At 39.8% G+C, this 23519-nt stretch carries 22 protein-coding genes; 17 read left to right on the top strand and 5 right to left on the bottom strand.

Translation table 11 applies throughout. From position 1 onward, the window contains the following. The first annotated feature begins 490 nt into the window (after window positions 1-490). On the top strand, window positions 491-1579 hold the full coding sequence (locus VB733_RS02135; protein ID WP_323338466.1) for a RuBisCO accumulation factor 1: 1089 nt from the start codon (window positions 491-493) through the stop codon (window positions 1577-1579). Window positions 1580-1997: 418 nt separating this feature from the next. Beyond that, window positions 1998-2348, top strand: a complete 351-nt coding sequence (locus tag VB733_RS02130; protein ID WP_323338465.1) for a hypothetical protein — start codon at window positions 1998-2000, stop codon at window positions 2346-2348. Between the two features lie 191 nt (window positions 2349-2539). On the opposite strand, the gene psaK is transcribed toward VB733_RS02130, so the two are convergent. Continuing rightward, window positions 2540-2806, bottom strand: coding sequence for a photosystem I reaction center subunit PsaK (gene psaK / locus VB733_RS02125; RefSeq protein WP_323338464.1), 267 nt, complete (start codon window positions 2804-2806; stop codon window positions 2540-2542). Window positions 2807-3233: 427 nt separating this feature from the next. Between psaK and VB733_RS02120 the strand changes: the two genes are divergently transcribed. From VB733_RS02120 to VB733_RS02080, 9 genes are all read left to right on the top strand, one after another. Beyond that, window positions 3234-4346: a glycosyltransferase family 2 protein gene (locus VB733_RS02120; protein WP_323338463.1), complete on the top strand. Its 1113-nt coding sequence runs from the start codon at window positions 3234-3236 to the stop codon at window positions 4344-4346. 254 nt (window positions 4347-4600) lie between these two features. Further along, entirely contained in the window at window positions 4601-5311 is a 711-nt protein-coding gene (locus tag VB733_RS02115) for a polysaccharide deacetylase family protein (RefSeq protein ID WP_323338462.1), read from the top strand. Between the two features lie 62 nt (window positions 5312-5373). Beyond that, complete coding sequence (locus tag VB733_RS02110) at window positions 5374-5799, top strand: SufE family protein (protein WP_096617673.1); 426 nt, start codon at window positions 5374-5376, stop codon at window positions 5797-5799. Between the two features lie 176 nt (window positions 5800-5975). Next, window positions 5976-6884, top strand: a complete 909-nt coding sequence (locus VB733_RS02105; RefSeq protein ID WP_323338461.1) for an alpha/beta hydrolase — start codon at window positions 5976-5978, stop codon at window positions 6882-6884. Between the two features lie 117 nt (window positions 6885-7001). Beyond that, complete coding sequence (locus VB733_RS02100; protein ID WP_323338460.1) at window positions 7002-7979, top strand: GTP-binding protein; 978 nt, start codon at window positions 7002-7004, stop codon at window positions 7977-7979. Window positions 7980-8050: 71 nt separating this feature from the next. Then, window positions 8051-9109, top strand: a complete 1059-nt coding sequence (locus tag VB733_RS02095; RefSeq protein WP_323338459.1) for a hypothetical protein — start codon at window positions 8051-8053, stop codon at window positions 9107-9109. After that, window positions 9096-9275: a hypothetical protein gene (locus tag VB733_RS02090; protein WP_323338458.1), complete on the top strand. Its 180-nt coding sequence runs from the start codon at window positions 9096-9098 to the stop codon at window positions 9273-9275. The genes VB733_RS02095 and VB733_RS02090 overlap by 14 nt, the downstream gene beginning before the upstream one ends. Window positions 9276-9453: 178 nt before the next feature. After that, entirely contained in the window at window positions 9454-9726 is a 273-nt protein-coding gene (locus tag VB733_RS02085; RefSeq protein WP_323338457.1) for a hypothetical protein, read from the top strand. A gap of 111 nt (window positions 9727-9837) precedes the next feature. Next, window positions 9838-10266, top strand: a complete 429-nt coding sequence (locus VB733_RS02080) for a nucleoside deaminase (RefSeq protein ID WP_323338714.1) — start codon at window positions 9838-9840, stop codon at window positions 10264-10266. Between the two features lie 27 nt (window positions 10267-10293). Here VB733_RS02080 and VB733_RS02075 read toward each other — a convergent pair whose 3' ends face one another. Continuing rightward, window positions 10294-10959 (bottom strand): response regulator transcription factor, encoded by a 666-nt coding sequence (locus tag VB733_RS02075; RefSeq protein ID WP_323338456.1) that lies wholly within the window; start codon window positions 10957-10959, stop codon window positions 10294-10296. A 38-nt stretch (window positions 10960-10997) separates the two neighbouring features. Beyond that, window positions 10998-12206 (bottom strand): sensor histidine kinase, encoded by a 1209-nt coding sequence (locus tag VB733_RS02070; RefSeq protein ID WP_323338455.1) that lies wholly within the window; start codon window positions 12204-12206, stop codon window positions 10998-11000. 225 nt (window positions 12207-12431) lie between these two features. Between VB733_RS02070 and VB733_RS02065 the strand changes: the two genes are divergently transcribed. From VB733_RS02065 to VB733_RS02045, 5 genes are all read left to right on the top strand, one after another. Next, complete coding sequence (locus VB733_RS02065; RefSeq protein WP_323338454.1) at window positions 12432-12917, top strand: P pilus assembly/Cpx signaling pathway, periplasmic inhibitor/zinc-resistance associated protein; 486 nt, start codon at window positions 12432-12434, stop codon at window positions 12915-12917. A 238-nt stretch (window positions 12918-13155) separates the two neighbouring features. Beyond that, window positions 13156-13590 (top strand): hypothetical protein, encoded by a 435-nt coding sequence (locus VB733_RS02060; protein ID WP_323338453.1) that lies wholly within the window; start codon window positions 13156-13158, stop codon window positions 13588-13590. 174 nt (window positions 13591-13764) lie between these two features. Continuing rightward, a complete protein-coding gene (locus VB733_RS02055) occupies window positions 13765-16398 on the top strand; it encodes a DNA polymerase III subunit alpha (RefSeq protein ID WP_323338452.1) in 2634 nt (877 codons plus the stop codon). 146 nt (window positions 16399-16544) lie between these two features. Next, entirely contained in the window at window positions 16545-17762 is a 1218-nt protein-coding gene (locus VB733_RS02050; protein ID WP_323338451.1) for an NAD(P)/FAD-dependent oxidoreductase, read from the top strand. Window positions 17763-17896: 134 nt separating this feature from the next. Further along, window positions 17897-20128 (top strand): transglycosylase SLT domain-containing protein, encoded by a 2232-nt coding sequence (locus VB733_RS02045; RefSeq protein ID WP_323338711.1) that lies wholly within the window; start codon window positions 17897-17899, stop codon window positions 20126-20128. A gap of 57 nt (window positions 20129-20185) precedes the next feature. On the opposite strand, the gene VB733_RS02040 is transcribed toward VB733_RS02045, so the two are convergent. Further along, complete coding sequence (locus VB733_RS02040) at window positions 20186-20335, bottom strand: hypothetical protein (protein WP_323338450.1); 150 nt, start codon at window positions 20333-20335, stop codon at window positions 20186-20188. A gap of 67 nt (window positions 20336-20402) precedes the next feature. After that, window positions 20403-21527 (bottom strand): site-2 protease family protein, encoded by a 1125-nt coding sequence (locus VB733_RS02035; protein WP_323338449.1) that lies wholly within the window; start codon window positions 21525-21527, stop codon window positions 20403-20405. Between the two features lie 229 nt (window positions 21528-21756). Here VB733_RS02035 and VB733_RS02030 point away from each other — a divergent pair, with 229 nt between their 5' ends. Further along, window positions 21757-22950: a Coenzyme F420 hydrogenase/dehydrogenase, beta subunit C-terminal domain gene (locus VB733_RS02030; RefSeq protein ID WP_323338448.1), complete on the top strand. Its 1194-nt coding sequence runs from the start codon at window positions 21757-21759 to the stop codon at window positions 22948-22950. Window positions 22951-23519 lie beyond the last annotated feature (569 nt).

Here is a 23519-nt window from a genome sequence, read left to right as displayed (position 1 = left end):
AGACAGCTTGTTTTGTGTCGGGGTAAAAATCCCCGTCACAAAGCGTAATTGCGAATTGCGTAGCTTTAGCTTCTCGCTCTGCGAGTATTGCGAATTGCGTAGCTTTAGCTTCTCGCTCTGCGAGTATTGCGAATTGCGAATTGTTTTAATGATATGGTTATATTCCATACTTCAGCTTAGTTGATCATTGTAAGTATTAACTTGGGGAATATCCTGATTTTCTATATTAATTAATCTCTCTATAAATAATACATATAATTTTATACATGAAATATAGGGAGTTGTCTCCAGTGCATATACTGATGCAAAGATGGTGACATGCATAGATATGCATAGATATTCAGTTTAATATTTAATTAATGTTTAAACTAATGCGTAAATTTCACCTACAAATCCAGGAACGCTGAAAAAACTAAGAGAAATAGTATTGTTTAGAACATAGAATAATACTTGGTGTATTCAAGCCCAGTGATTAAGTGCAATTTCAGTTATGAGCGACCAACCACGCGATACTCAAAACCCAGGCAATAGTAATGATAATGCAGCAACGGAGCTGCTGAGGAAACTCAGGCAAAAACAAGGTAATTGGGTAGAGTGGGGAATTGCGATCGCGCAATTGCAGAAATCGGGTTACAGTCCCCAAACCATCTTTGAAGAAACTGGCTTTGAACCAGTTCAACAAAACCAGGTAGTTGTCGCTTCACAGGTTTTTAGCTCCGCCGAGAAAGTGGGAATTTCCGAAGAAGTGCGATCGCATTTTAGCAAACGTGCCAGCGATGTTTTGTATGAGTTTCGCTTGTTAACTCAAGAAGAACGAGCATCCGCAACAGAACTAGCATTTGCCCAAAAAATAGACTGTGATGAAGCTAAGGAAATTGCCAGAGCAATTAAAGATTTTTCCCGCTTTCGCAATCCCCCTGAAGGATTTACCAAACATGCAGGTGATGCCGTTGCCTATCAAGCATGGAAATATGCCCGTCAATACTCCGATTTACAGGAGCGTTCCCGTCTCATCGCCAAAGGTTTACGTTTTGCCCATTCCCCCGAAGCCAGAAAGCAAATCGAACAATTACTAACCGATTTTACTGTTACGCCCAAAAAACCCGCACCAATATTACCGCTTTACCGCCTCGAATCAGCGTCCGAGTTAGCACGTATTTTACCCATTGTGGGGGAAATGCCTTTAAAACCTGAAGATATCAAAGCTGTACCCATAGTGGAAGAGATTGGCGCATTCCGCATGGTGAGGATTGTTGGAGAACAAGCATGGGTGCCTCTTCCTGGTTGGCAAGTGGTGTTAGCAGCCGAAGACCCTGTGGTAATTTTATGTAATAGCGAACGATTGCCCAATCAAACCGTAAATTCTCCCGTTGAAGATGTTTTGGTAGTATGCGATCGCTCTCAACGAGAATGGAATGATAGTAGTTATTTTGTGGTGGATAATAACGGCGAAATCGATTTTCAATGGTTTGAGAGTTCCCCCGAACTAACAATATTAGGGAAAATTGTGGTAATCGTCCGTCCCAAGAAAGTTTTAGATGAAGACTTTAACAAGGATTCTTGGCAAATTGATGAGTAGCTCCGACTCCTGACATCAATATGTGTTGGGAACTTGGCAGATATAAATTTAGTCTCTGGCTTAGACTTAAATATATTCCCAGCCAAATTTTCACCGCTTGGGTTGATTGATACTCTAATTTGCAACCAGACAAAATCAGCCTAATACTTGCTCATCAAAGCCTAATACCATTTCACGAAAAATCTGATAAAGATGTAAATCCTGAAAGCTTTGCTGCATCTCAGTTTTTTAATTGCGAATTGCGAATTGCGAATTGTGAATTGGTATAACAACCAGGGTGAAAGTAAAATTGTACGTATTATCGCTGTAATATACATGACGAAATCGGCAAGTTTGTCTAAAATCTACTGAGCAACAGCCCACTGATGTGAAAATGTTGAAACCAACTCTATCTGTAATCAATAACCCTTTTAAGTAGATGAATAGAAAATTTGCCCTCACATTGTTTTCTAGCCCTGTATTGTTCGCTTCGATTGTGTCAATGGTAATGTTGACCCAACCAGCACAAGCAAATGAAGTCATTAAACAAGACTCTTTGACTTGTATGCGATCGCCCGCACAGCCTAAATTTGTTTGCGAACGTCGTCAGAACAATACAAATGTATCGGCAGCTAACCAAGAGACTGTAGAAATAGCTCCTGAAAAAGTCAACGAATTACACTTTACTGAAGAAGAAAGCGATGCGGCGATCGCATTATTCGGTTGTGACTGTCCTTCCTGTCTAAACTCCCTGCGGCAAATGCGGGGAATGACACAAATGGCAGTTTAATCGATAGTTGAGATTTTAGTTTTGGGATTTTAGTTTGGGGATTTTCGATTCCGAAAATTTACAGAACACAGACAGAACACAAAAAGTGGAGTTGGAATTAGTCCAACTCCATTATTTTTCTTATTTTGTCTAACACCAGCGCTGTCTTCTACCAATCACTTATTATTCGCGCAATCGTCAGCACTTCAATACTAAATTCTGCCCAAGCTATGCAAGCCCAAAATCACGCCCACTCCTAAGATATGACCAAAGCTAGTGGTAGCTAAAACAGCAGGCAAGCCAAAACCGCCAAATAAGTTACCAGATGGCATTGCCGGTCCAGCATTAGGTATTTGAATGGTTCCCTTCGCAAAAGCAACAGCAAGAATATTGCAAAAAAGCATAATTCCCCCTACAGTTGGACTCCATTCTAGAGGAGTAGCAGCAGCAGTTGTAGCGATTAAAGTCGATGTCAGCACGCGATTTTCTCCTTAGCGATGTTTAATCTTTTAAAAAATATTGCTTGAGAAAGTCTTATCAAAAAACACGAATCAAAATCTCGTTTTTGTATCACTAGTTAATATTTTGTCTTAATACTTCATACATATTTCATCATAATTATGACCTTTACATAATTCAGATATTTGCATTGTCAATTTCAATGTATCTTTTTGCACTTAGGAAAATTTAATATTAATTTTATTAAACAACTAATCGTAGATAAAACTTTAAAAAAGCTACACAATATCTATAAATTAACTAATAACACAAATGAATATAATAATCGCTGGAAACCGTAATATTGCCTAGTTGGTGATGATGCTGCAAAATTTACTGATATTTTTTTTATATGGGCTATATGCCTCATTTGTGATATCACTTTTAATTCCAGAGGTCATTTTGTTTGTGGAATGTATTACCGCATTATTACCGAATAATTGCAGTCATAATTATGACAAAATACCATATCCTTCAGTATGTATTTTAATACCAGCACATAATGAAGCCTCTGGTATTGGCATGACACTCTCAAGTCTGAAAAGCCAGTTAACCATAAAGGATAGAGTTATTGTGGTAGCTGATAACTGCACCGATGATACTGCAAAAATAGCCCGTGAATATGGTGTCACAGTTATCGAGAGAAACGATACATTGCGAAGAGGAAAAGGTTATGCATTAGACTTTGGTTTGCAGTACATAAAAGCCAATCCGCCCGAAGTTGTAATCTTCATTGATGCTGATTGTATTGTTCATCCAGGAACAGTTGAAAAATTGGCAAAAACGGCTATTTTCAATCATCTGCCTGTACAATCAACCAACCTTCTCAAGCCGCCACAGCCAATTACACCTAGACATGCAGTGTTAACGCTGGCGTTTTTAGTGAAAAACTTAGTTCGTCAACGTGGAATGCGCCGATTAAAATTATCAGCTTCCCTAACGGGTACGGGAATGGCTGTACCCTGGTTTCTGATTAATAAAGTTAGTTTTGCCAGCAGTAATATTGTTGAAGATAAACAGTTAGGATTAGATTTTACCTTGGCTGGATATACGCCAATTTTTTGTGAAGAGGCATTAGTCACGGGGTACTTTCCTCAGCAACAGAAAGCAGGAGAAACCCAAAAAACACGATGGGTTCATGGACATTTAGAAACATTGCGATCGCAGTTCCCTAAACTAATTAAAGCAGGAATTTTACAAAAAAGACTTGATTTAATTGCGATCGCTTTGGATTTAACAGTTTTGCCAATATCATTACTAATGATGTTATGGTTTGTTAGTGCAGTTTTTTCTTATTTGATGGCAATGGCACTGGGAATTATTTGGTTGCCTGTAATTACTCTCATCCAGGGAGTTTTGATATTGATCGCAATTGTTAGTGCCTGGATGAAATTTGGACGTGCAGAACTACCAACAAGAATGTTATTATCAATACCATTTTACATGTTTTGGAACATGGGTATATATTGGTCTTTTCTGATGAAACCACAAAAAAGTTGGGTTCGTACTGGACGGGATTAATAATATAATTGGTAATCTTTAATCTGAACTTACCCTGCTATGTAAATGTATTAACCAGTTCTTTCAAAATTATCAAGTAAACATCTCAAATTTGCTCATATTAAGACGTAGAAAATTGAAAATATTCATTATCTAGTCAGGGCAAAATACAAATAATGAAAGTCACTCTGGAAAATTTAATTATTTTTGTTTGGGGTAAGTTCTGTTTAATTGGAAGAATTTCAGATATACATATAAATACATCATCAAGCTATATGCATACCATCATTATTGGTCTGATCGTAATCACATTATTGACACTTTATATATTAGATAAACTCGCAAAAACCGCAAAAATTCAATTAGTTGGAGAATATTTCTTAAAAGTAAACACAAAGGAAATGGTGGTGGCTTTAACTTATGATGATGGTCCCCATCCACCTTATACAAATCAGCTAATTAATCTCCTAAATAGATTAGAAGCCAAAGCAACTTTTTTTACAGTCGGTAAAAATATTGAAGCACATCCAGAAACAGTAAAAATGTTAGTTGAGAGTGGTCATGAAATCGGAAATCACTCCTACTCCCATAAACAACTAATTTGGAAACAACCTGCTTTTGTCAGTGCAGAAATCAAGAAGACAGATAAATTATTGCGTAGATTAGGAGTGACAAACGAAATCCTCTTTCGTGCGCCATTTGGGTATAAGCGGTTTACATTACCTTACATTCTCCATCGGATGCACAAGAAACATATATTGTGGAATTTAGACCCCAAAGACTACCAAGAAAACAATCCAGAGTTAATAGCTAACCGTGTAGTCGAGAATGTTACCCCCGGAGCAATTATATTGTTACATGATGGAGGAGGCGATCGCACTGCCACAATCGCCGCGACAGAAATCATCATCACCAAATTACAAGCACAAGGCTACAAATTTCTCACCGTCTCGCAAATGCTTGCCCAGAGAAACAACACAAACTAGCAGTAAATAATTTAAACTCAAGGTGATAGTCCTCAATCTAATTACCTGTTAACGCTGCTGTTATGTCGTTTTCGATTGAATCATTGCCACCAAACCTGGCGAAAATTGTCCAACGCTTCCAACGTGCAACAGACCAGAAACGGCGCTATGAACAGCTAATCTGGTATGGCACCAAACTCAAAGAATTTCCGGAAGCTGACAAAGTACCCGAAAACAAAGTTGCTGGTTGCGTCTCCCAAGTTTATGTTACAGCCACACTGGAAGAGGGCAAAGTAACCTATCAAGGAGAATCAGACTCACAACTAACCAAAGGACTGGTGGGGTTGTTAATTGAAGGCTTGAATGGGTTAACACCTAAGGAAATAGTCCAACTAGCACCGGATTTTATCCAAGAAACAGGCTTAAATGTTAGCCTCACACCCTCACGTGCCAATGGTTTTTACAATATTTTTAAAACAATGCAAAAAAAAGCATTGGAATTAGGATAAGGGGAAAGAATAGGGTGTTGCAGAATAATTAAGAGGATTGAGGCGGATACGAAGATATGGAGACGGGTAGAAGTGGTGATTATTTGAGATACTTAAATCCTAAAAAACCGCTTCCTTTAGTCTTCAGGTTTAGTTAATAAATAACCTCTAGCCAATAACTAATTAACAAATACCTAATGTCAACCGATTTATTATCAGCACCTACCGAACTGGAAATTGGTGGAAATATTCAAGAATACATTTGGAACTGGGAAAACCAACAAGTTCGCGTAGTTTACGAAACCCTTGGCAACGGTTCCCCTGTTTTATTATTACCAGCATTTAGCACCGTATCCATGCGATCGGAAATGGCTGGTATCGCCAAACTTCTATCTCCCTACTTGCAAACTTTTGCTGTTGATTTCCCAGGTTTTGGCGACTCTTCCCGTCTTCCTTTCGACTACCAACCTGCTATTTATCAACAGTTTCTTGAAGATTTCATTACATCTGTTTGTAATCAACCCATTGCAGTAGTTGCAGCAGGGCACAGTTCCGCATATGTCCTCAAACTCGCTCAGAAAAGACCCAATTTATTCTCTCGTATTGTCTTAATTGCCCCAACTTGGCGTGGTCCTTTACCAACAATGGGATTAAGTCGCGATACGGCAACAAGTGGTAAAAACCTGATTCGTACTCCCATTATCGGACAATTGCTTTACAAACTCAACACGTTGCCATCTTTTCTCAGTTGGATGTACAGTCGTCACGTATATGTAAATACTAGTAAACTCACCCCGGATTTTATTCAACATAAATGGCGCAATACTCAAAAACCTGGCGCACGTTATGCACCTGCCGCATTTGTGACAGGTAATCTCGATGCAGTCCACAGCCAATCCCAATTTTTAGAACTTGTAAGTGGTCTTGCGATACCACTGATGGTCATTATTGGAGAATCCTCTCCCCCCAAATCGCGCGCAGAAATGGATGCTGTAGCCGCATTACATAACGTGATTGATGTAAAACTTCCGGGTACGTTAGGAATGCACGAGGAATATCCTCATGAAGTATTTGCAGCGATCGCACCATTTTTACGAGCTATATAGTTGCAGGATAGTTGCCAGGAAACCTAGACATCATGATTGATTAGGAATCATTCCTATAATTAATGAGCGAAAATCAAATCTCAACTCAAAAAAGTAAACTTCTCTGCGAAAATATTTATGACAGCAACAACAGATATATCAAATACAGTTCCCGTTACAGTATTGACTGGCTACCTGGGTGCTGGCAAAACCACACTTTTAAATCGTATTCTTACCCACGAGCATGGGAAGAAAGTAGCCGTGATTGTGAATGAGTTTGGCGAAGTTGGTATCGACAACCAATTGGTAATCGACGCTGACGAAGAAATATTTGAAATGAATAACGGTTGTATCTGTTGTACGGTGCGCGGCGATTTAATTCGCATTATCGGCAACTTGATGAAACGCCGTCATAAATTTGACCATTTAGTCATTGAAACTACTGGACTTGCAGACCCAGCGCCCGTAATTCAAACATTCTTTGTTGATGAAGATATGCGGGAAAAATTAGAACTAGATGCAGTAGTCACCGTTGTTGATGCCAAGCATATTTGGCAACACTGGGATGCGGATGAAGCACAGGAACAAATTGCTTTTGCTGATGTAATTTTGTTGAACAAAACCGATTTAGTTAAACCAGAAGAATTGGAAGAACTCGAAAAGCGGATTCGTTCGATGAATATCATGGCAAAAATTTATCGCACCCGCAATTCAGAATTGGCAATGGATGAGTTATTGGGTGTAAAAGCTTTCGACTTAGAACGTGCTTTAGAACTTGAACCTGGTTTCTTGGAAGAAGAACACGAACACGAGCATGATGATACTGTAACATCAGTAGCGTTGGTGGAACATGGGGCACTTGATGGTGAAAAACTCAATACTTGGATGGGTGAATTATTACAAACCCAAGGAACTGATATTTTCCGCATGAAAGGTATTCTCCATATTGACGGAGAGGATACCCGCTTTGTATTTCAAGGGGTACACATGCTATTTGAAGGTAAACCCGATCGCCCCTGGAAAGCTAACGAAACCCGTAAAAATGAACTTGTGTTCATTGGACGCAACCTCGACGAAGCACAGCTAAAAGCTGATTTCCTTGGTTGTATGGCATAAAAGAATCGCTGAGTGGTGTTGGGCAATTGTATATACCTGTTCCACTCAGTACAGCCCACTCTCCAAAATCTATGACTACTTCCACAACTAATCTAGAATTTGCCCAAAATTATCTTGGAACCCTTGCTGATTATGTAACAGCCGTTGCTTGGTCGCCTGTGGATTCGAGACTTGCTGCTGTGTCTGCGGCGGGTGAGGTGGCTTTGTGGCAAAATGAAGAGTTAAATATTTTACAATCTGCCACTAGTAAATCTATTGACTGTGTTGCCTTTTCCCATGATGGGAAATTTTTGGCTATTGGTGGACAGGATGGATGGGTGAAGATTTGGCATGATGGCGAATTAATTGCGAATTTAGACAATGCTCCCGCTTGGGTTGATAAACTGGTTTGGAATCCTCAAGGTAATCAATTGGCATTTTGTATTAAAACATATATACAGATTTGGGATGCCGAAAAAAATGAAGTGATTACTACTCTAAATTTTGAGGATTCCTCTCCTTTGGGAATAGATTGGAGTGGTGACGGTAAACACCTGGCTGTCGGTGGCAACAAGGGTGTAAAAATTTGGACTAGCGAAGATTGGGATGAGGAACCATATTTATTGGCAATGCCCACAGTTAGTCTGGCGATCGCCTGGTCTGCTGATGGTAGATTTTTAGCATCTGGTAATATGGATCGGTCGGTTTCTGTCCTGGAATGGGGTAATCCCGACCCTTGGGTAATGCGCGGTTTCCCTGGGAAAATTCGTCAAATCGCTTGGTCTGATATTAATGCACCCATTGGCGCGCCGTTGCTGGCAACTTCCAGCGTTGAAGGGATGGTGGTTTGGGAAAAGTTGGCAGATGAATCTCTGGGTTGGGAAGCGCGAGTTTTAACAAATCACGTTGATATTATTCAAGGTATTGGTTTTGCGCCAGGTAGTTTTCTGCTTGCCTCTGCCGCTAGTGATGGTTGGTTATGTCTGTGGAAAAAAGCGAAAACAGTTTCCCAAGTCCTCACAGGTATCTCCAATGGCTACTCTTGTTTAGCATGGCATCCTCAAGGTAAACTGCTGGCAGCTGGAGGAGACAACGGAGAAATCATCATTTGGTCAAAAGTATCACGCAATAAAGGGTTTGGTAAAAGTTGAAAAAATTTTCACACTTGCCAATGTCGCTCCCAGGGAACCCAATAACACCAAATCATTGTCATTAAAAATGCGATCGCTACTAGCGAATGCTGAGGATTTGACATTACAGCACCGGGATGAAAAACTGCAAGTAGCCAATGTGCTTTTTCTCAATGTCGGCACATAAGCCTTGGAGGTTGAACCGGGTAAGACTGCATGAAGCAGTTAAAATGCGTTTATAATAGCGCAGAAGAGTGTTGCTGAGTGTTTATTAAGACAGGATAGCAACAGTAGTTCCAAATCCTTTGTTTTCCAATCGGAAAAGTTCCAGTCGTATCTTAAAAATGCCTCTTTAGGGTTTAATTATGAAGGTAGCTAAACAGATTTTATTTGCTTTGCCTGTAATGTTCGCTTCGCTGCTATTTATAGTTAGCCCAGCAGCAGCAGGAATAGTTCAGCACTCCACTCCCACACAACGTGTAGAGTTGGTATCTGCACATCCAATTTTTGCCACTATTACCCCAGGAATGTTTAACAAGTCCAATCCAATTATTGATGGTATGGGTTGTAGTTGTTCTACTTGCGTAAAAGCAAAACTTCAAATAGCAGGTAAATTGCCACTAGCCAGCCTTTTGTGAAAAGAAGTAGCCATCATCAACTTATGAACAACGTTGTTCATAATCTGGCAACTCTCTCAAAGTAAGTTGAGTTGGCTATTAACTTTCTACGAATTTTTACCTGTAATTGTGATGAGTAGTCATGAATATTTTATGCGGGTGGCGCTAGAAGCAGCGAAAAAAGGTGATGCCAGCTATGGTGCTGTAATTGTGAAAGATGGTGAAATAGTTGCTGTTGCTCATAATACAGTACGACAGGATTATGATCCTTCGGCACATGCAGAAATAAACGCCATCCGCATATTAACTGCCAAATTAAAAAATCCTTCTTTGGAAGGATATCAAATTTATACTACTGGTGAACCTTGTCCAATGTGTGCCGCCGCATGTGTCTGGGCGGGTATATCGGAAATAATTTATGGCGCTTCTATTCAAGATTTGGTAGAAGTCAAGCAATCGCAAATTCATATTTCCTGTGAAGAGGTGATTGCTCAAAGTTTTAGGAATATTCGCGTCACAACGGGTATTTTGAGAAAAGAATGTATGGAATTATTTAAATAATATTTGTTTAAATAAAATGGGTATTAATTACTCAGAAGTATCTCCTAAATAGGATAAATAAGAATTAGCAAAAATTGCCGCTTGAGTGCGATCGCGCAGATTTAGCCGATTCAATATATTGGTAACATGATTTTTGACTGTTCCTTCAGAAATATATAGTTGCTGGGCAATTTCACGGTTGTTTGCACCACTGGCAATTAATTTTAAAACATCTTTTTCGCGAGGAGTTAATTCGGCTAAATTTGGCGGTGGTAATGTTTCTGGAGTTGTAGAATTTGCTGGAAATTGTGTTAAGAGTTTTTTGACTATTCCTGGTCCCAATTGCGTATATCCTTTATATACTGCCCGAATTGCGACTGCTAGTTCTTCTGAGGGAGTGTCTTTTAATAAATAACCCATTGCCCCATTTTGTAAAGCAGCCGTCACATATTCATGATCATCAAATGTAGTTAATACTAATACTTTGACTTTGACAAAGTTTTTGTGGATTTCTCGTGTTGCAGCCACTCCATCCATAATTGGCATTCGCATATCCATTAAGACAACATCGGGTTGTAATTCCCTAATTAAATTCAGTGCTTCTTGCCCATTTTCTGCTTCTCCGATAATTTCTAAATCAGGTTCTAATTCTAGTAATGTTCTTAACCCCTGACGAATTAAATGTTGGTCATCAACTATGAGGACTTTAATCATTTTTTTAGTGATAATTTAGGATTAATAAATAGAAATAATTAGAAATGATAAATTGGAATATTTACTTGTATTTTACAACCCTCACCTGGGGTAGTTTCAATATTAAATTTTCCCCCTAAAGCTTCAGTGCGATCGCGCATACTTTGCAATCCAAATCCTGTCGTATTTTGGTTTAAGTCAAATCCAATCCCAGTATCCTGAATTTGTAAATATAGTTCAGTTGGTGAAGTTAAAATTTCTAACTTGACTTCTGGGGGATTGGCATATTTACTAATATTTGTTAATGACTCCTGAATAATTCGATAAACAGCAACACTAATTTCACTGGAAAGTTGCTCAGAAAAGTTGATATTATAGGTTGGTTTGACACCAATTGTGTGTTCTAAGTCTTCTAAAAGAGTAATGATTGCTTGTTCAAGTGATTCACCTTGCCACGGGTGCGATCGCATAGTCGAAACTGATTCTCTCACATCCTGTAGCGCTTTGGAACCAAGCTCTTTGGCTCGCGTTAAAAAACCCTCGGCTTTGGTAGGATTCGCTTGCCACAGTTTTAAGCCTGTTTCTAATTGTAGATTCAAAGCTGTTAGCGAATGTCCCAAGGAATCATGAATTTCCCTTGCCAGCCGGTTACGTTCTTCTAAGGTTGCTTGATTTTCGATTCTGAGGGCATATTCTCGTAGCTTCTTGTTGGCAGCAGCTAGTTTTTCTCGACTTTGCCTTTCCGATAAAACTGCATTCATTAAGAGCAAAGTGAAAATTAAAGTTAATAAAAATAAAATTGATAAATTTAATCCAAAAAATCTAAACCTTTCATTGACTATTGCTGGTATCGGTGAATGATAAAAACGTATCCTTAATGTCAGTAAAAATAGGGAGAAAGAAATACTTGTGACTACTAGCCTACCCGGCAACTCAAAAATCAAACAACTACGAATCACAAAAATTAAAAAAATCACCGGAAATATTCGTGCTGGTTTTCCCCAAAATAAAGCAATGACAACAATGAGGATAACTTGAAGCGCCGTGTAAAGGATTTTATGAAATTGTTTATTGGTTGGTAATCTTAACCCCAGAATTGTAAAAATCATCAAGGAAAAAATTGTTAAACCAGGATATCCAGTGTAGTTAGAATATCGCGAAATTGGATAGGGGACAATTGCCGAAATAGCTGCGATCGCTAATAATATCCACTCTAAATATAGTAAAAAACGAAAAGGATGATTATTAAATTGAATTGGACGACTCATAGTAAATAGTAAAAAGATAAATTAGAAATTTTAATTATTAGATTGAAATATATATCTAATTTATAACTCATAACTTATAACTACTAATAATTACCAGTCAAATTCGTCACTCTCGTATCTATGACATTAGTCACGGTGATATTCGTGACTTTTCTCAAATGCTGTATCTGCATCAAACTATCTATGATTGTGACATCAAACAAACTACTTCTCAAGGACAAGCCAATGAAAACCAAAAATTTATCTATCGTAGCTGGTTTATTTGCTTTTAGTTTATCTGCTATTCCTTTTGCCGCTAACGCTAACGTATTTAACTTCCGCTCTCGTTCCGATTCACAAACTGTTGCTCAAGCACAACCTGTCAAGAAAAATAAAAAAGCTTATTCTGAAAAGTTTGCTCAAGAATTAGGATTGACAGATTCCCAAAAATCTCAACTGGCTCAGATTCGCCAAAATACAAAGGCTGAAATTGATAAAGTCCTCACACCTGAGCAACGCCAACAGCGTCAAGCTGCATATCAAAACCGTGAAGGCAGAAGAAATGGAAAAGCTAAATTGAACCTGAGCGACGCGCAAAAAGCCCAAATCAAACAGATTATGCAGTCATCGAAAGCACAAATGGATAGTGTTTTAACCCCCGAACAAAAGCAAAAATTAGAACAATTACGTCAAAATAGAGGTAATCGCCGCCAACAACGTCAAGGACAATAATGGCGATAATGGCGTAAATCCTTAATATCAATTCGAGATTGCGGTTTCTACTGAGAATTAGTAGGAACCGTAAGTATTATTAAATGCAGTCACAAAATCATGCAATTTTCGGAAACATCAAAAAATAGTCATAAATTTCATCGAAAAAGTATATATTAGTGATTTTCTCTGACATGGCTTTGGTCAATCACTTTCTATAATGGTGAGAACAAAGTCGGAAAAATCCACGAGGCACATAATGAGATTTAAAAATCTATCACTGTTAGCAGGCGCTCTTGCACTTTCCTTAACAGCAGTAGTCCCTTACACAGCCCATGCCAAAGCACCACAGGAGATTGCCCAAGCAAATCAACAACCAACTGTTGCTCCACCGCCCCAAATCAAACTGACACCACAACAGCAAGAACAAGTTAAGAAAATTAACCTGCAAGTCCGTAATGACATCAATAAGGTTTTAACTCCTGCCCAGCGTAAGCAACTAGAAGCATCCTTGAAAGCACGCCGTACCCCTCAGGAAATCACCACTGACTTGAAATTGACACAGCAACAAGGACAAAAACTCCGGCAAATTGTTGTCGCTTCGCAACAGCAAATTTTTAATAATGTTTTAACAAGCCAACAAAGACAAGAAATTCAGCAATATCAACAAAGCCGTCAAAGCGGTAAACGATAATTTCAGATCAGCAAATCTCTGATGGCAGCAGGATTGGGAATAGGCTGGGCTATTGTTCTCCTCATCTCCCCAGCCTTATATCCTTCCATTAATTCATATATACTAGTTGACCTAAAGGAGAATGGAAGTAGTATTATTCACCTTTAGGTTTCTTACTGGGATAATGCGATCGCCATGTCATTTGTACCTTTACATATTCACAGTGATTACAGTTTGTTGGATGGTGCGAGCCAGCTACCTGCATTAATCGAACGTGCGATCGCTCTGGAAATGAAAGCGATCGCTCTTACTGACCATGGGGTCATGTATGGTGCAGTCGAATTAATTAAAACTTGTCGTGGTAAGAGTATTAAGCCAATAATTGGCAATGAAATGTACATTATTAATGGTGATATTAGCAAACAGGAACGTCGTCCTAAATATCACCAAGTTGTATTAGCCAAAAATACACAAGGCTATAAAAATTTAGTAAAATTAACATCGACTTCACATCTGGAAGGGATGCAAGGTAAAGGTATATTTTCCCGCCCTTGTATTAATAAAGAATTACTACAAAAATATCACGAAGATTTGATTGTCACTAGTGCATGTTTGGGTGGAGAAATACCCCAAGCAATCATGAGTGGTAGACCAGATGCAGCCCGTAAAGTTGCCCAATGGTATAAAGATGTATTTGGCGATGATTACTATTTAGAAATTCAAGACCACGGTTTACAAGAAGAACGGATTGTTAATGTTGAAATAGTCAAAATAGCCAAAGAGTTAGGTATAAAACTAGTTGCAACTAACGATTCACATTTTATCTCTTGCTACGACGTGGAAGCACATGATGCCTTATTATGTATCCAAACAAAAACGTTAATTAGTGAAGATAAACGAATGCGTTATACGGGAACAGAATATTTAAAATCCGCAGAAGAAATGCGAAAACTGTTCCGCGACCATTTACCTAATGATGTTATTGAAGAAGCCATTAGTAATACTGAAGAAGTTGCTGATAAAGTCGAACCATACACGGATATCCTTGGGGAACCTCGTATTCCTAATTATCCGATTCCCGCAGGTCATACCACAGATACCTATGTCGAAGAAGTTGCTTGGCAAGGTTTATTAGAAAAACTACGTTGCAAAAATCGCAGCGAACTCGAACAAGTTTATAAAGAGCGGATGGAATATGAATTAAAAATGATTCAACAGATGGGATTCTCTGGCTATTTTTTAATAGTATGGGACTACATCAAATTCGCTCGCGACAATAAGATACCTGTGGGACCAGGTAGGGGAAGTGCAGCAGGTTCTCTAGTTGCTTTTTCCATGGGAATAACGAATATTGACCCCGTACATCATGGATTATTATTCGAGCGTTTCCTGAATCCAGAACGAAAATCAATGCCGGATATTGATACAGATTTTTGTATTGAACAACGCGATAAAGTCATTGATTATGTCACTAAGAAATATGGGAAAGAACGAGTTGCCCAAATTATCACATTTAACCGCATGACTTCAAAAGCGGTATTAAAAGATGTGGCGAGAGTGTTAGGGGTTCCCTACGGTGATGCTGACAAAATGGCGAAACTAATTCCCGTTGCTAGGGGCAAACCAGCGCCTTTGAAAAAAATGATTTCCGATGATACTCCCGCACCGGAATTTAAAGAAAGATATGATAATGACCCCAGAGTTAAGCATTGGCTAGATATGGCAATTCGGATTGAAGGTACTAACAAAACCTTTGGGGTACATGCTGCGGGTGTCGTCATTTCTGCCGAACCATTAGATGAAATTGTTCCTTTACAAAGAAATAATGATGGTTCCGTAATTACTCAATATTATATGGAGGATTTAGACTCAATTGGTCTTTTAAAAATGGACTTTTTGGGTTTAAAAAATCTCACCATGATTCAGAATGCAATCGATTTGATTGAACAAAATCATGGTTATCCCATCGACCCTTATGATATTACTGCCCAAGAACGCAAAGCCCAGAAAATACTGGCGAAAGGAGGAGATGCGGCAAAATTACCCAAAGATGTCAAAAAGACCTATGAATTATTAGAATTAGGCGAATTAGAAGGTGTATTTCAGTTAGAATCTTCGGGGATGAAACAAATTGTTCGTGATTTGAAACCCTCAAATATTGAAGATATTTCCTCAATTTTGGCACTATACAGACCGGGACCATTAGATGCTGGTTTAATTCCCCACTTTATTGATCGAAAACATGGACGCGAAGAAATTGATTATGAAAGTAATTTTCTCGAACCTATTTTAGATGAAACCTACGGCATTATGGTTTATCAGGAGCAAATCATGAAAATTGCTCAAGATATGGCAGGGTATTCCTTAGGTGAAGCCGATTTGTTGCGTCGAGCAATGGGTAAAAAGAAAGTTTCGGAAATGCAGAAACAGAAAGAAAAATTTATCGACGGTTCCACCAAAAATGGAGTAAAAAAACAAGTCGCGGAAAAATTATTTGAGGATATGCTGAAGTTTGCTGAATATTGTTTGAGCTATGACACGGAGATTTGCACTGTTGAATATGGCTTTATTCCCATTGGCGAAATCGTGGAAAAGCGCATTCATTGTTCTATTTACACTATGAATCAATTGGGCAATATCTACACGCAAGAAATTGTCCAATGGCACAATAGAGGACAACAAGAACTATTTGCCTATGAATTAGAAAATGGTTCGATAATTAGAGCCACAAAAGACCATAAATTTATGACAGTTGATGGTCAAATGCTACCAATAGATGAAATATTTGAGCGACAATTAGATTTATTGCAAGTAAATGGGCTGCCATAGTCCAATTTTTACCCCAGCCAAATATTAAAAGTTCCAGAGAGAAAATTGAGAAAACTTGTTCATAGCAGCTGACCAGGATAAATCAGTAAACTAGTTATAGGAATCACAAGCCTCTGAATCCTACACCCTACAGCTATTATTTACCAATGCCCCAACCATTATCTCAACAACCTGCACGAATTTGTATTTTAGGTGGTGGCTTCGGCGGTTTATATACTGCCTTACGCTTAAGCCAATTTCCTTGGGAATCCAATTCACAATCACAGCAAAAGCCAGAAATAGTCTTAGTTGACCAAAGCGATCGCTTTCTGTTTTCTCCGCTTTTATACGAATTGCTCACAGGAGAATTACAAACCTGGGAAATTGCTCCTCCTTTTGCCGAAATATTGCAAAATACCAATATCCGCTTTTGCCAAGCTGCGGTTTCCGGCATCGATATCGATAACATGCATGTGCATCTCCACGACGGAGTTGATATTGCTTGCGATCGCCTAGTTCTAGCCTTGGGTGGTGAAACTCCCCTCGATATGGTTCCCGGAGCAACCTCCTATGCCTATCCCTTCCGAACTATTACTGATGCTTATCGATTAGAAGAAAGACTGAGAATCCTCACACAATCAAATCTAGATAAAATTCGGATTGCGATTATTGGTGCTGGTTACAGTGGTGTCGAATTAGCATGTAAATTATCTGATCGACTTGGTGAAAAAGGGAGATTTCGCCTAATCGAAGTCAGTGACCAAATTTTACGCACCTCCCCAGAGTTTAATCGCGAATCTGCTCAAAAAGCCCTGGATAAACGGGGTATTTTCCTCGATTTAGAAACAAAAGTCGAATCCATTACCCAAGACAACATTTCCCTTGAATACAAAAATCAAATCGATACTATTCCCGTCGATTTAGTCATTTGGACGGCAGGAAACCGTGTCAATCAAATAGTCCGCAACTTACCCCTCAAACAAAATCAACGCGGACAAGTCAGCACTCAGCCCACCCTGCAAGTCCTTGACTACCCGCATATTTTTGCCTTGGGAGACATCGCCGACTGTCAAGATGCTGAAGGACAGCAAGTTCCCGCAACAGCCCAATCAGCTTTCCAACAAGCAGATTACACAGCTTGGAATATCTGGGCAAGTTTAACCAATCGTCCTTTGCTACCATTTCGATATCAGCACTTAGGCGAAATGATGGCTTTAGGCATTGATAATGCAACACTTACTGGATTAGGGTTAAAACTAGATGGTGATTTTGCATACCTTGCACGTCGCCTGGCTTACTTGTATAGAATGCCCACATTAGACCACCAATTGAAAGTAGGTTTTAATTGGTTAGCACGTCCAATTATCGAAGCTCTATCAAAGTAAAGTCACACAGTATAGTTACACAACTCGGATGAGCCATCTCTGATACATACAAAATCTCAATCATTGAATTGGTTCTCTTTTCCCCTAGTGATGCTACAGTTGCAAAGATATTCATGTCACTTTCAGCGGGTATCATGCTGAAGAAGCTACAAAAAAAGCAAATTTCTTTAATTGTGGGTGCTGGTTTATGCGCCTTTCTGGCTGGAGCAATGGTTTCAGCCCCGGAGATTGGTAGAAACTTGGGTAATCTGTTCAAATTGAGCAGAAATAAGACCGAGTTATTGACCGAAGCAACTAAAGCGAAATCAATTGTATTGCCTTTGGTAGTACAGTCTCCGGAGGAAAGAGCCGCAAAGCTCGAAGCGATTGCCAAGGGTTCACAATCAGCCGATCACAACCGTGCTAGGTATCTTCTCGCCAGCGATTTGCTCGAAAAGAAGAATGCCAAAGCTGCTCTGAAATACTTAGACGGACTGGAAAATGATTATCCGCTACTTGCACCTTACGTTTTGCTCAAGAAAGCGCAAGCCCAGGAACTTTTGCGTGAAGATGGCAAAGCTTCAGATTTACGACAAAAGGTAGTCAGGGACTATCCCCAGCATCCAGCAACTGCCAAAGCTTTATATTTGATTGGCACTAAGGAATATCAGGATCAAGCGATCGCTCAATTTCCTTCCCATCCCCTCACCTGGGAAACAATTCGTAAGCGTCTCGAACAAAATCCTAACCAACCAAAATTACGGCTAGCTTTAGCAAAATTTGCCTTCGATCAACCTGGTATTGTGCCTGTATTAGAACAACTGGCTAGCGAACCAACGCTAACACCAGAAGATTGGGAAATTCTGGGAACAGCATATTGGGAAAATAGTGAATTTGGTAAAGCTGCATCTGCTTATAGCAAGGCATCTCGGACTCCCCGCAATCTCTATCGTGTTGGACGTGGTTTGCAGGTTGGGGGACAAAGGGAAGATGCATTGAATGCTTATAAAGCCTTAGTGACAGAATTTCCAGAAGCCAGGGAAACAGGTATGGGCTGGTTGCGGATGGCAGAAGCCAGTAAGAGTAAGCAAGAAGCCATACCTTATCTTGATGCAGTTGTCAGTAAATTCCCTGAACGTGCGGGAGCAGCACTGGTCAAAAAAATTGAACTTCTCAAGGCGCAAAATGATAGTAAGGCTGTGGAAGCAGCAAGAAAACTATTAATTGACAAATTTGGGAATAGCAAAGAAGCTGCGGAATATCGCTGGAAAGTTGCACTGGATAAAGCTAAAGCCAAGGATTATAAAGCTGCTTGGCAGTGGGCAGAACCAATTGCCATTAATAACCCCAACAGTATTTTAGCTCCACGTGCAGGCTTCTGGGTCGGCAAATGGGCAACTAAACTTGGTAAGCAGGCAGAAGCAAAACAAGCCTACGAGTATACAGTGAGTAATTACCCATACTCCTATTATGCTTGGCGATCGGCTGGCGTTTTGGGCTTAGATGTGGGTAACTTCAACAACCTCCGGCAACTAAATCCCAAAATTGTTGAATTGGTGCGTCCAGTTCCCACCGCAGGTTCAGAAACCTTCAAAGAGTTATATCTACTGGGACAGGATCGGGATGCGTGGTTGCAATGGCAAACTGAATTCCAGAATAAAATGCAACCGACAGTAGCAGAACAATTTACTGAAGGATTATTGCGGTTAGCAAAGGGTGAAAACCTCAAAGGAATTGATATCATTTCCAAATTAGAAGATCGTGACGCACCTGAAGACGCAGAGCAATATCAAGCTTTGCACGAACAGTTGATTTATTGGCAAGCGCGTTATCCTTTGCCCTATATCGAAGAAATTGAAAAATGGTCAAAGGTGCATAAAGTCAATCCTCTGTTAGTCGCAGCAGTAATCCGTCAAGAATCGCGATTTGAGAAAAAAGCAAAATCGATCGCAGGTGCAACTGGTTTAATGCAAGTCATACCATCAACAGCACAATTCATTGCACCTCAGATTAAGCAGGATATCAAAAATATCAACCTCGAAGACCCCAAAGACAATATTATGCTGGGAACTTGGTACTTAGGACATACCCACGACTCATACCAAGAGAACTCATTACTGGCGATCGCATCTTACAATGCTGGACCCGGTAATGTCTCCAAGTGGTTGACTAGTTTACCAAAAGACGATCCTGATGATTTTGTGGAAAACATACCCTTTGATGAAACCAAGAACTATGTGAGGCAAGTTTTCGGTAACTATTGGAATTATTTGCGCTTGTACAATCCCGAAATTTCCCAGATTGTTGCCAAATATTCCAGCAAACATCCCACATTACCCCATCAAGGAGATACAGCAGGAACTCCATCTGCAAAACCCCAGCAGTAATGCTAAAAGGAAGGAGAAAGTTTTACTAATTCTTTCTCCTTTTTACAAACAGTCCCCTTAAGGCAACAAATCTCTTACATTTAAACTACCAAATTTATGATTTTCAATCACAACATCAATCTGCATGGATAAATCATAATCTTGGCGTTGTTTGTATATTGATTCCTCACCGGAATTATCAGGTTGTGTGTAAATTTCAATAGACATAGAGACATAGCATCGCTACATCTCTAACCTTTAACTTATGTGATTAAGTTATTTCCTTAACTGGAGATTAGGCAGGGTTTAGTTGCGTTCTTTTCTGAAGCAAACTCACAATTGCAGGTTTTTCTAAGATTCCCACCAATACCCCATTCTCACGAATCACAGCTAGTGCAGACAGCTTTTGTTGTTCGATTAACTGCACCACCTCCAACAAAGGTTTGTCAGCTTGGACTGTGGTAGATTCAGCAATTGGTTGCATCACATCTTGAATTTGAGTTGTTGTCCACAATTGCGTGGGGATAGAACGCATATTATCAAAAGATATCGCTCCTACCAATTGTCCATCATTGTTGGTGACTAAAAATCGCTGCCAGTTTTGTCCACTCACAATTTGCTCGTCAGCAAACTCCCTGAGGCTCAGATGAGCAGAAACAACCGGGCTAACACTACTTACAGCATCACCAGCAGTTAAGCCTGTGAGTTGTTCTTGTACCCGCGCAACTTGGGCTGCATTTCCAGCATTTTGCAATAAGAAGAAACCAATTAACAAATTCCAGAAGTTACCAAAACTACCAACTAATAGTAGTGGAAGTAAACCAGAAGCGATCGCTACCCAACCAAAGATTTGTCCAACTCGACTGGCAAAAACCACTCCTTTATTGGGATTACCTGTAATTTTCCACACAATCGCTTTAAGTATATTTCCGCCATCCAAAGGCAAGCCAGGAATCAGGTTAAATGCGAAGAGTGCCAAGTTCACAGAAGCTAATACACCCAAAATCGCCGAGAAGACTCCAGATGCTCCAGTCCCAAAACCAACACCTGTAAAGACTGTGAATAACAACAAGCTAACTAGAGGACCTGCGATCGCTACCCAAAAAGCCTCTGCTGGGGTTTTGGAATCTTTCTCTAAGCTTGCCAAACCACCAAATATGAACAGTGTGATGGATTTGACATCAATTCCTTGGCGAATGGCAACAAAACTATGTCCCAGTTCATGGGCAACAACGGAAGCGAATAACATCAAGGCTGTCATTAAGCCTAGTAGCAAAGCTAATCCATTCCCTAACCCAGGAAATGCCGCCCCTAGTCCACTACCATAGCTCCAAGTCACCAAACCCAGGACTAAAAACCAGGACGGATGGATATAAAAAGGAATCCCGAAGAGGTTGCCAACACGAATTGTACTATTCATGGCGTTTACCTTTAATTTCTAAATTGAGAGGCTTCTGCTCACCTCTCTCGATAGCTTTATAGTAACGAAATGTTAAGCATTTTTAAGATTTGTAACTGTAGTGGTGTCCGTCCGTAAGAGTGCGGTTATGCGACCTCAGCAGCACCTAAAAGCCAGAAATAGCTCTAAACTTTGTGCAAAGCAGCGTCTTAAGCTATCTTATTTTCTTAGTTAAGAAAATCTAGTTAATATGACCTCAGTTTATCCTCACAACAAAGCGAAAGCCCTCAAACCCGGTAGCCGTCGTCCTGCCAAGGAATTATGTAGCGAATGCGGGCTATGTGATACATACTATGTTCACTATGTCAAGGAAGCTTGCGCGTTTATTAACCAGCAATTTCAGGAGTTAGAAACAAAAGTTCACGGGCGCGATCGCAATATTGAAAGTCCTGATGAGTTATATTTTGGTGTACATCAGGAAATGATGGCAGCACGCAAGCAGCAACCCATTGCAGGGGCGCAATGGACGGGTATAGTCAGTTCTATCGCCATTGAAATGCTCAATCGCGGCATCGTGGAAGGAGTTGTCTGCGTCCAAAATACTAAAGAAGATAGATTTCAACCCAAACCAATAATTGCCAGAACCCCCGAAGAAATACTCGCAGCAAAAGTAAATAAACCAACTTTATCCCCCAACCTGTCAGTCTTAGAAGAAATTGAAAAATCCGGGATGAAGCGACTTTTGGTAATTGGTGTTGGTTGTCAAATTCAAGCGCTACGGGCAGTTGAAGAAAAACTCGGCTTAGAAAAGCTGTATGTATTGGGTACACCCTGCGTCGATAATGTCACCCGTGCTGGATTGCAAAAGTTTCTGGAAACAACTAGTAAATCACCCGATACAGTCGTGTATTACGAATTTATGCAAGACTTCCGGGTACATTTCAAACATGAAGATGGTTCCACTGAACTAGTCCCTTTCTTCGGTTTAAATACAAAAGAACTCAAAGATGTTTTTGCACCATCCTGTATGAGTTGTTTTGACTATGTCAATGCCACAGCCGATTTAGTAGTTGGGTATATGGGCGCACCTTTCGGTTGGCAGTGGATTGTTGTTCGCAACGAGACAGGTAAAGAAATGCTAGATTTAGTCAACGAGCAAATTGATACACAGCCTGTCACTTCCCAGGGAAACCGCAAAGAAGCAGTCCAGCAAAGTATTCCTGCTTACGACAAAGCTGTAACTCTACCAATGTGGGCAGCAAAACTCATGGGTGTAGTCATTGACAAAATTGGTCCCAAGGGTTTGGAGTATGCGCGTTTTTCCATAGATTCCCACTTCACCCGTAATTATTTATACGTAAAACGTAATCATCCAGAGAAGTTGGCAGCACATGTTCCAGAGTTTGCCAAAAAAATTGTCGAGCAGTATAAGTTACCGGAATAGGTTCACGCAGAGACGCAGTGATTCCGCTTGACTGATAATTCCTTAATGGTACAAGCCCCTAAATTAATTTATGGACAGATATATTTAAACATTGCTTGGTACTCCTGCGGATAAGCAAGCTACAAGCCCCCGGATTTATCCGTGGGCATTAATTGCGAATTGCGTAGCTTTAGCTTCTCGCTCTGCGAGTATTGCGAATTGCGAATTGTACTGACGGTGTCGATTTCCGTCCCGTCAAAGTGGCGAACCTGGAGGAAGATGCAGAAAAGGAGGTGTTTCTGTGTCTTTGATATTTTAAATAGCAATATCCACAGCACAACCTTTTCTTAACCTGGACTTGGTATAACTAATTAGTTATCTGGAAATTTTTTACATGCCACAGGTGAATATATGGCAATATTTAAAAAGCCGACTTTTGCCACTTTACCGAAATTTTTTCAGAGTCTTGATTCTATATCCAAATTAGTTTTTATTAGTCTTGGTATTGCTAGCTTCAGTTTATTGAGTTTGGTTAGTTGGAGAATTTTGCTGCGTTTGACTGCACCACAAATTACAATCGCAGCTGGGGG

This window comes from Calothrix sp. UHCC 0171 (genome assembly GCF_034931845.1).
Taxonomy (GTDB): Bacteria; Cyanobacteriota; Cyanobacteriia; order Cyanobacteriales; family Nostocaceae; genus Brunnivagina.
Note: the sequence above shows the minus strand (reverse complement) of the source record. Positions and strands in the feature narration are given on the sequence as shown.

Coding starts and splice junctions, on each gene's coding strand:
- VB733_RS02110 (WP_096617673.1), top strand. CDS start 5,374: ATGTCGTTTTCGATTGAATCATTGCCACCAAACCTGGCGAAAATTGTC.
- VB733_RS02085 (WP_323338457.1), top strand. CDS start 9,454: ATGAAGGTAGCTAAACAGATTTTATTTGCTTTGCCTGTAATGTTCGCT.
- VB733_RS02115 (WP_323338462.1), top strand. CDS start 4,601: ATGCATACCATCATTATTGGTCTGATCGTAATCACATTATTGACACTT.
- VB733_RS02065 (WP_323338454.1), top strand. CDS start 12,432: ATGAAAACCAAAAATTTATCTATCGTAGCTGGTTTATTTGCTTTTAGT.
- VB733_RS02095 (WP_323338459.1), top strand. CDS start 8,051: ATGACTACTTCCACAACTAATCTAGAATTTGCCCAAAATTATCTTGGA.
- VB733_RS02050 (WP_323338451.1), top strand. CDS start 16,545: ATGCCCCAACCATTATCTCAACAACCTGCACGAATTTGTATTTTAGGT.
- VB733_RS02040 (WP_323338450.1), bottom strand. CDS start 20,335: ATGTCTATTGAAATTTACACACAACCTGATAATTCCGGTGAGGAATCA.
- VB733_RS02135 (WP_323338466.1), top strand. CDS start 491: ATGAGCGACCAACCACGCGATACTCAAAACCCAGGCAATAGTAATGAT.
- VB733_RS02030 (WP_323338448.1), top strand. CDS start 21,757: ATGACCTCAGTTTATCCTCACAACAAAGCGAAAGCCCTCAAACCCGGT.
- VB733_RS02130 (WP_323338465.1), top strand. CDS start 1,998: ATGAATAGAAAATTTGCCCTCACATTGTTTTCTAGCCCTGTATTGTTC.
- VB733_RS02105 (WP_323338461.1), top strand. CDS start 5,976: ATGTCAACCGATTTATTATCAGCACCTACCGAACTGGAAATTGGTGGA.
- VB733_RS02080 (WP_323338714.1), top strand. CDS start 9,838: ATGAGTAGTCATGAATATTTTATGCGGGTGGCGCTAGAAGCAGCGAAA.
- VB733_RS02060 (WP_323338453.1), top strand. CDS start 13,156: ATGAGATTTAAAAATCTATCACTGTTAGCAGGCGCTCTTGCACTTTCC.
- VB733_RS02070 (WP_323338455.1), bottom strand. CDS start 12,206: ATGAGTCGTCCAATTCAATTTAATAATCATCCTTTTCGTTTTTTACTA.
- VB733_RS02075 (WP_323338456.1), bottom strand. CDS start 10,959: ATGATTAAAGTCCTCATAGTTGATGACCAACATTTAATTCGTCAGGGG.
- VB733_RS02035 (WP_323338449.1), bottom strand. CDS start 21,527: ATGAATAGTACAATTCGTGTTGGCAACCTCTTCGGGATTCCTTTTTAT.
- VB733_RS02100 (WP_323338460.1), top strand. CDS start 7,002: ATGACAGCAACAACAGATATATCAAATACAGTTCCCGTTACAGTATTG.
- VB733_RS02045 (WP_323338711.1), top strand. CDS start 17,897: ATGCTGAAGAAGCTACAAAAAAAGCAAATTTCTTTAATTGTGGGTGCT.
- VB733_RS02055 (WP_323338452.1), top strand. CDS start 13,765: ATGTCATTTGTACCTTTACATATTCACAGTGATTACAGTTTGTTGGAT.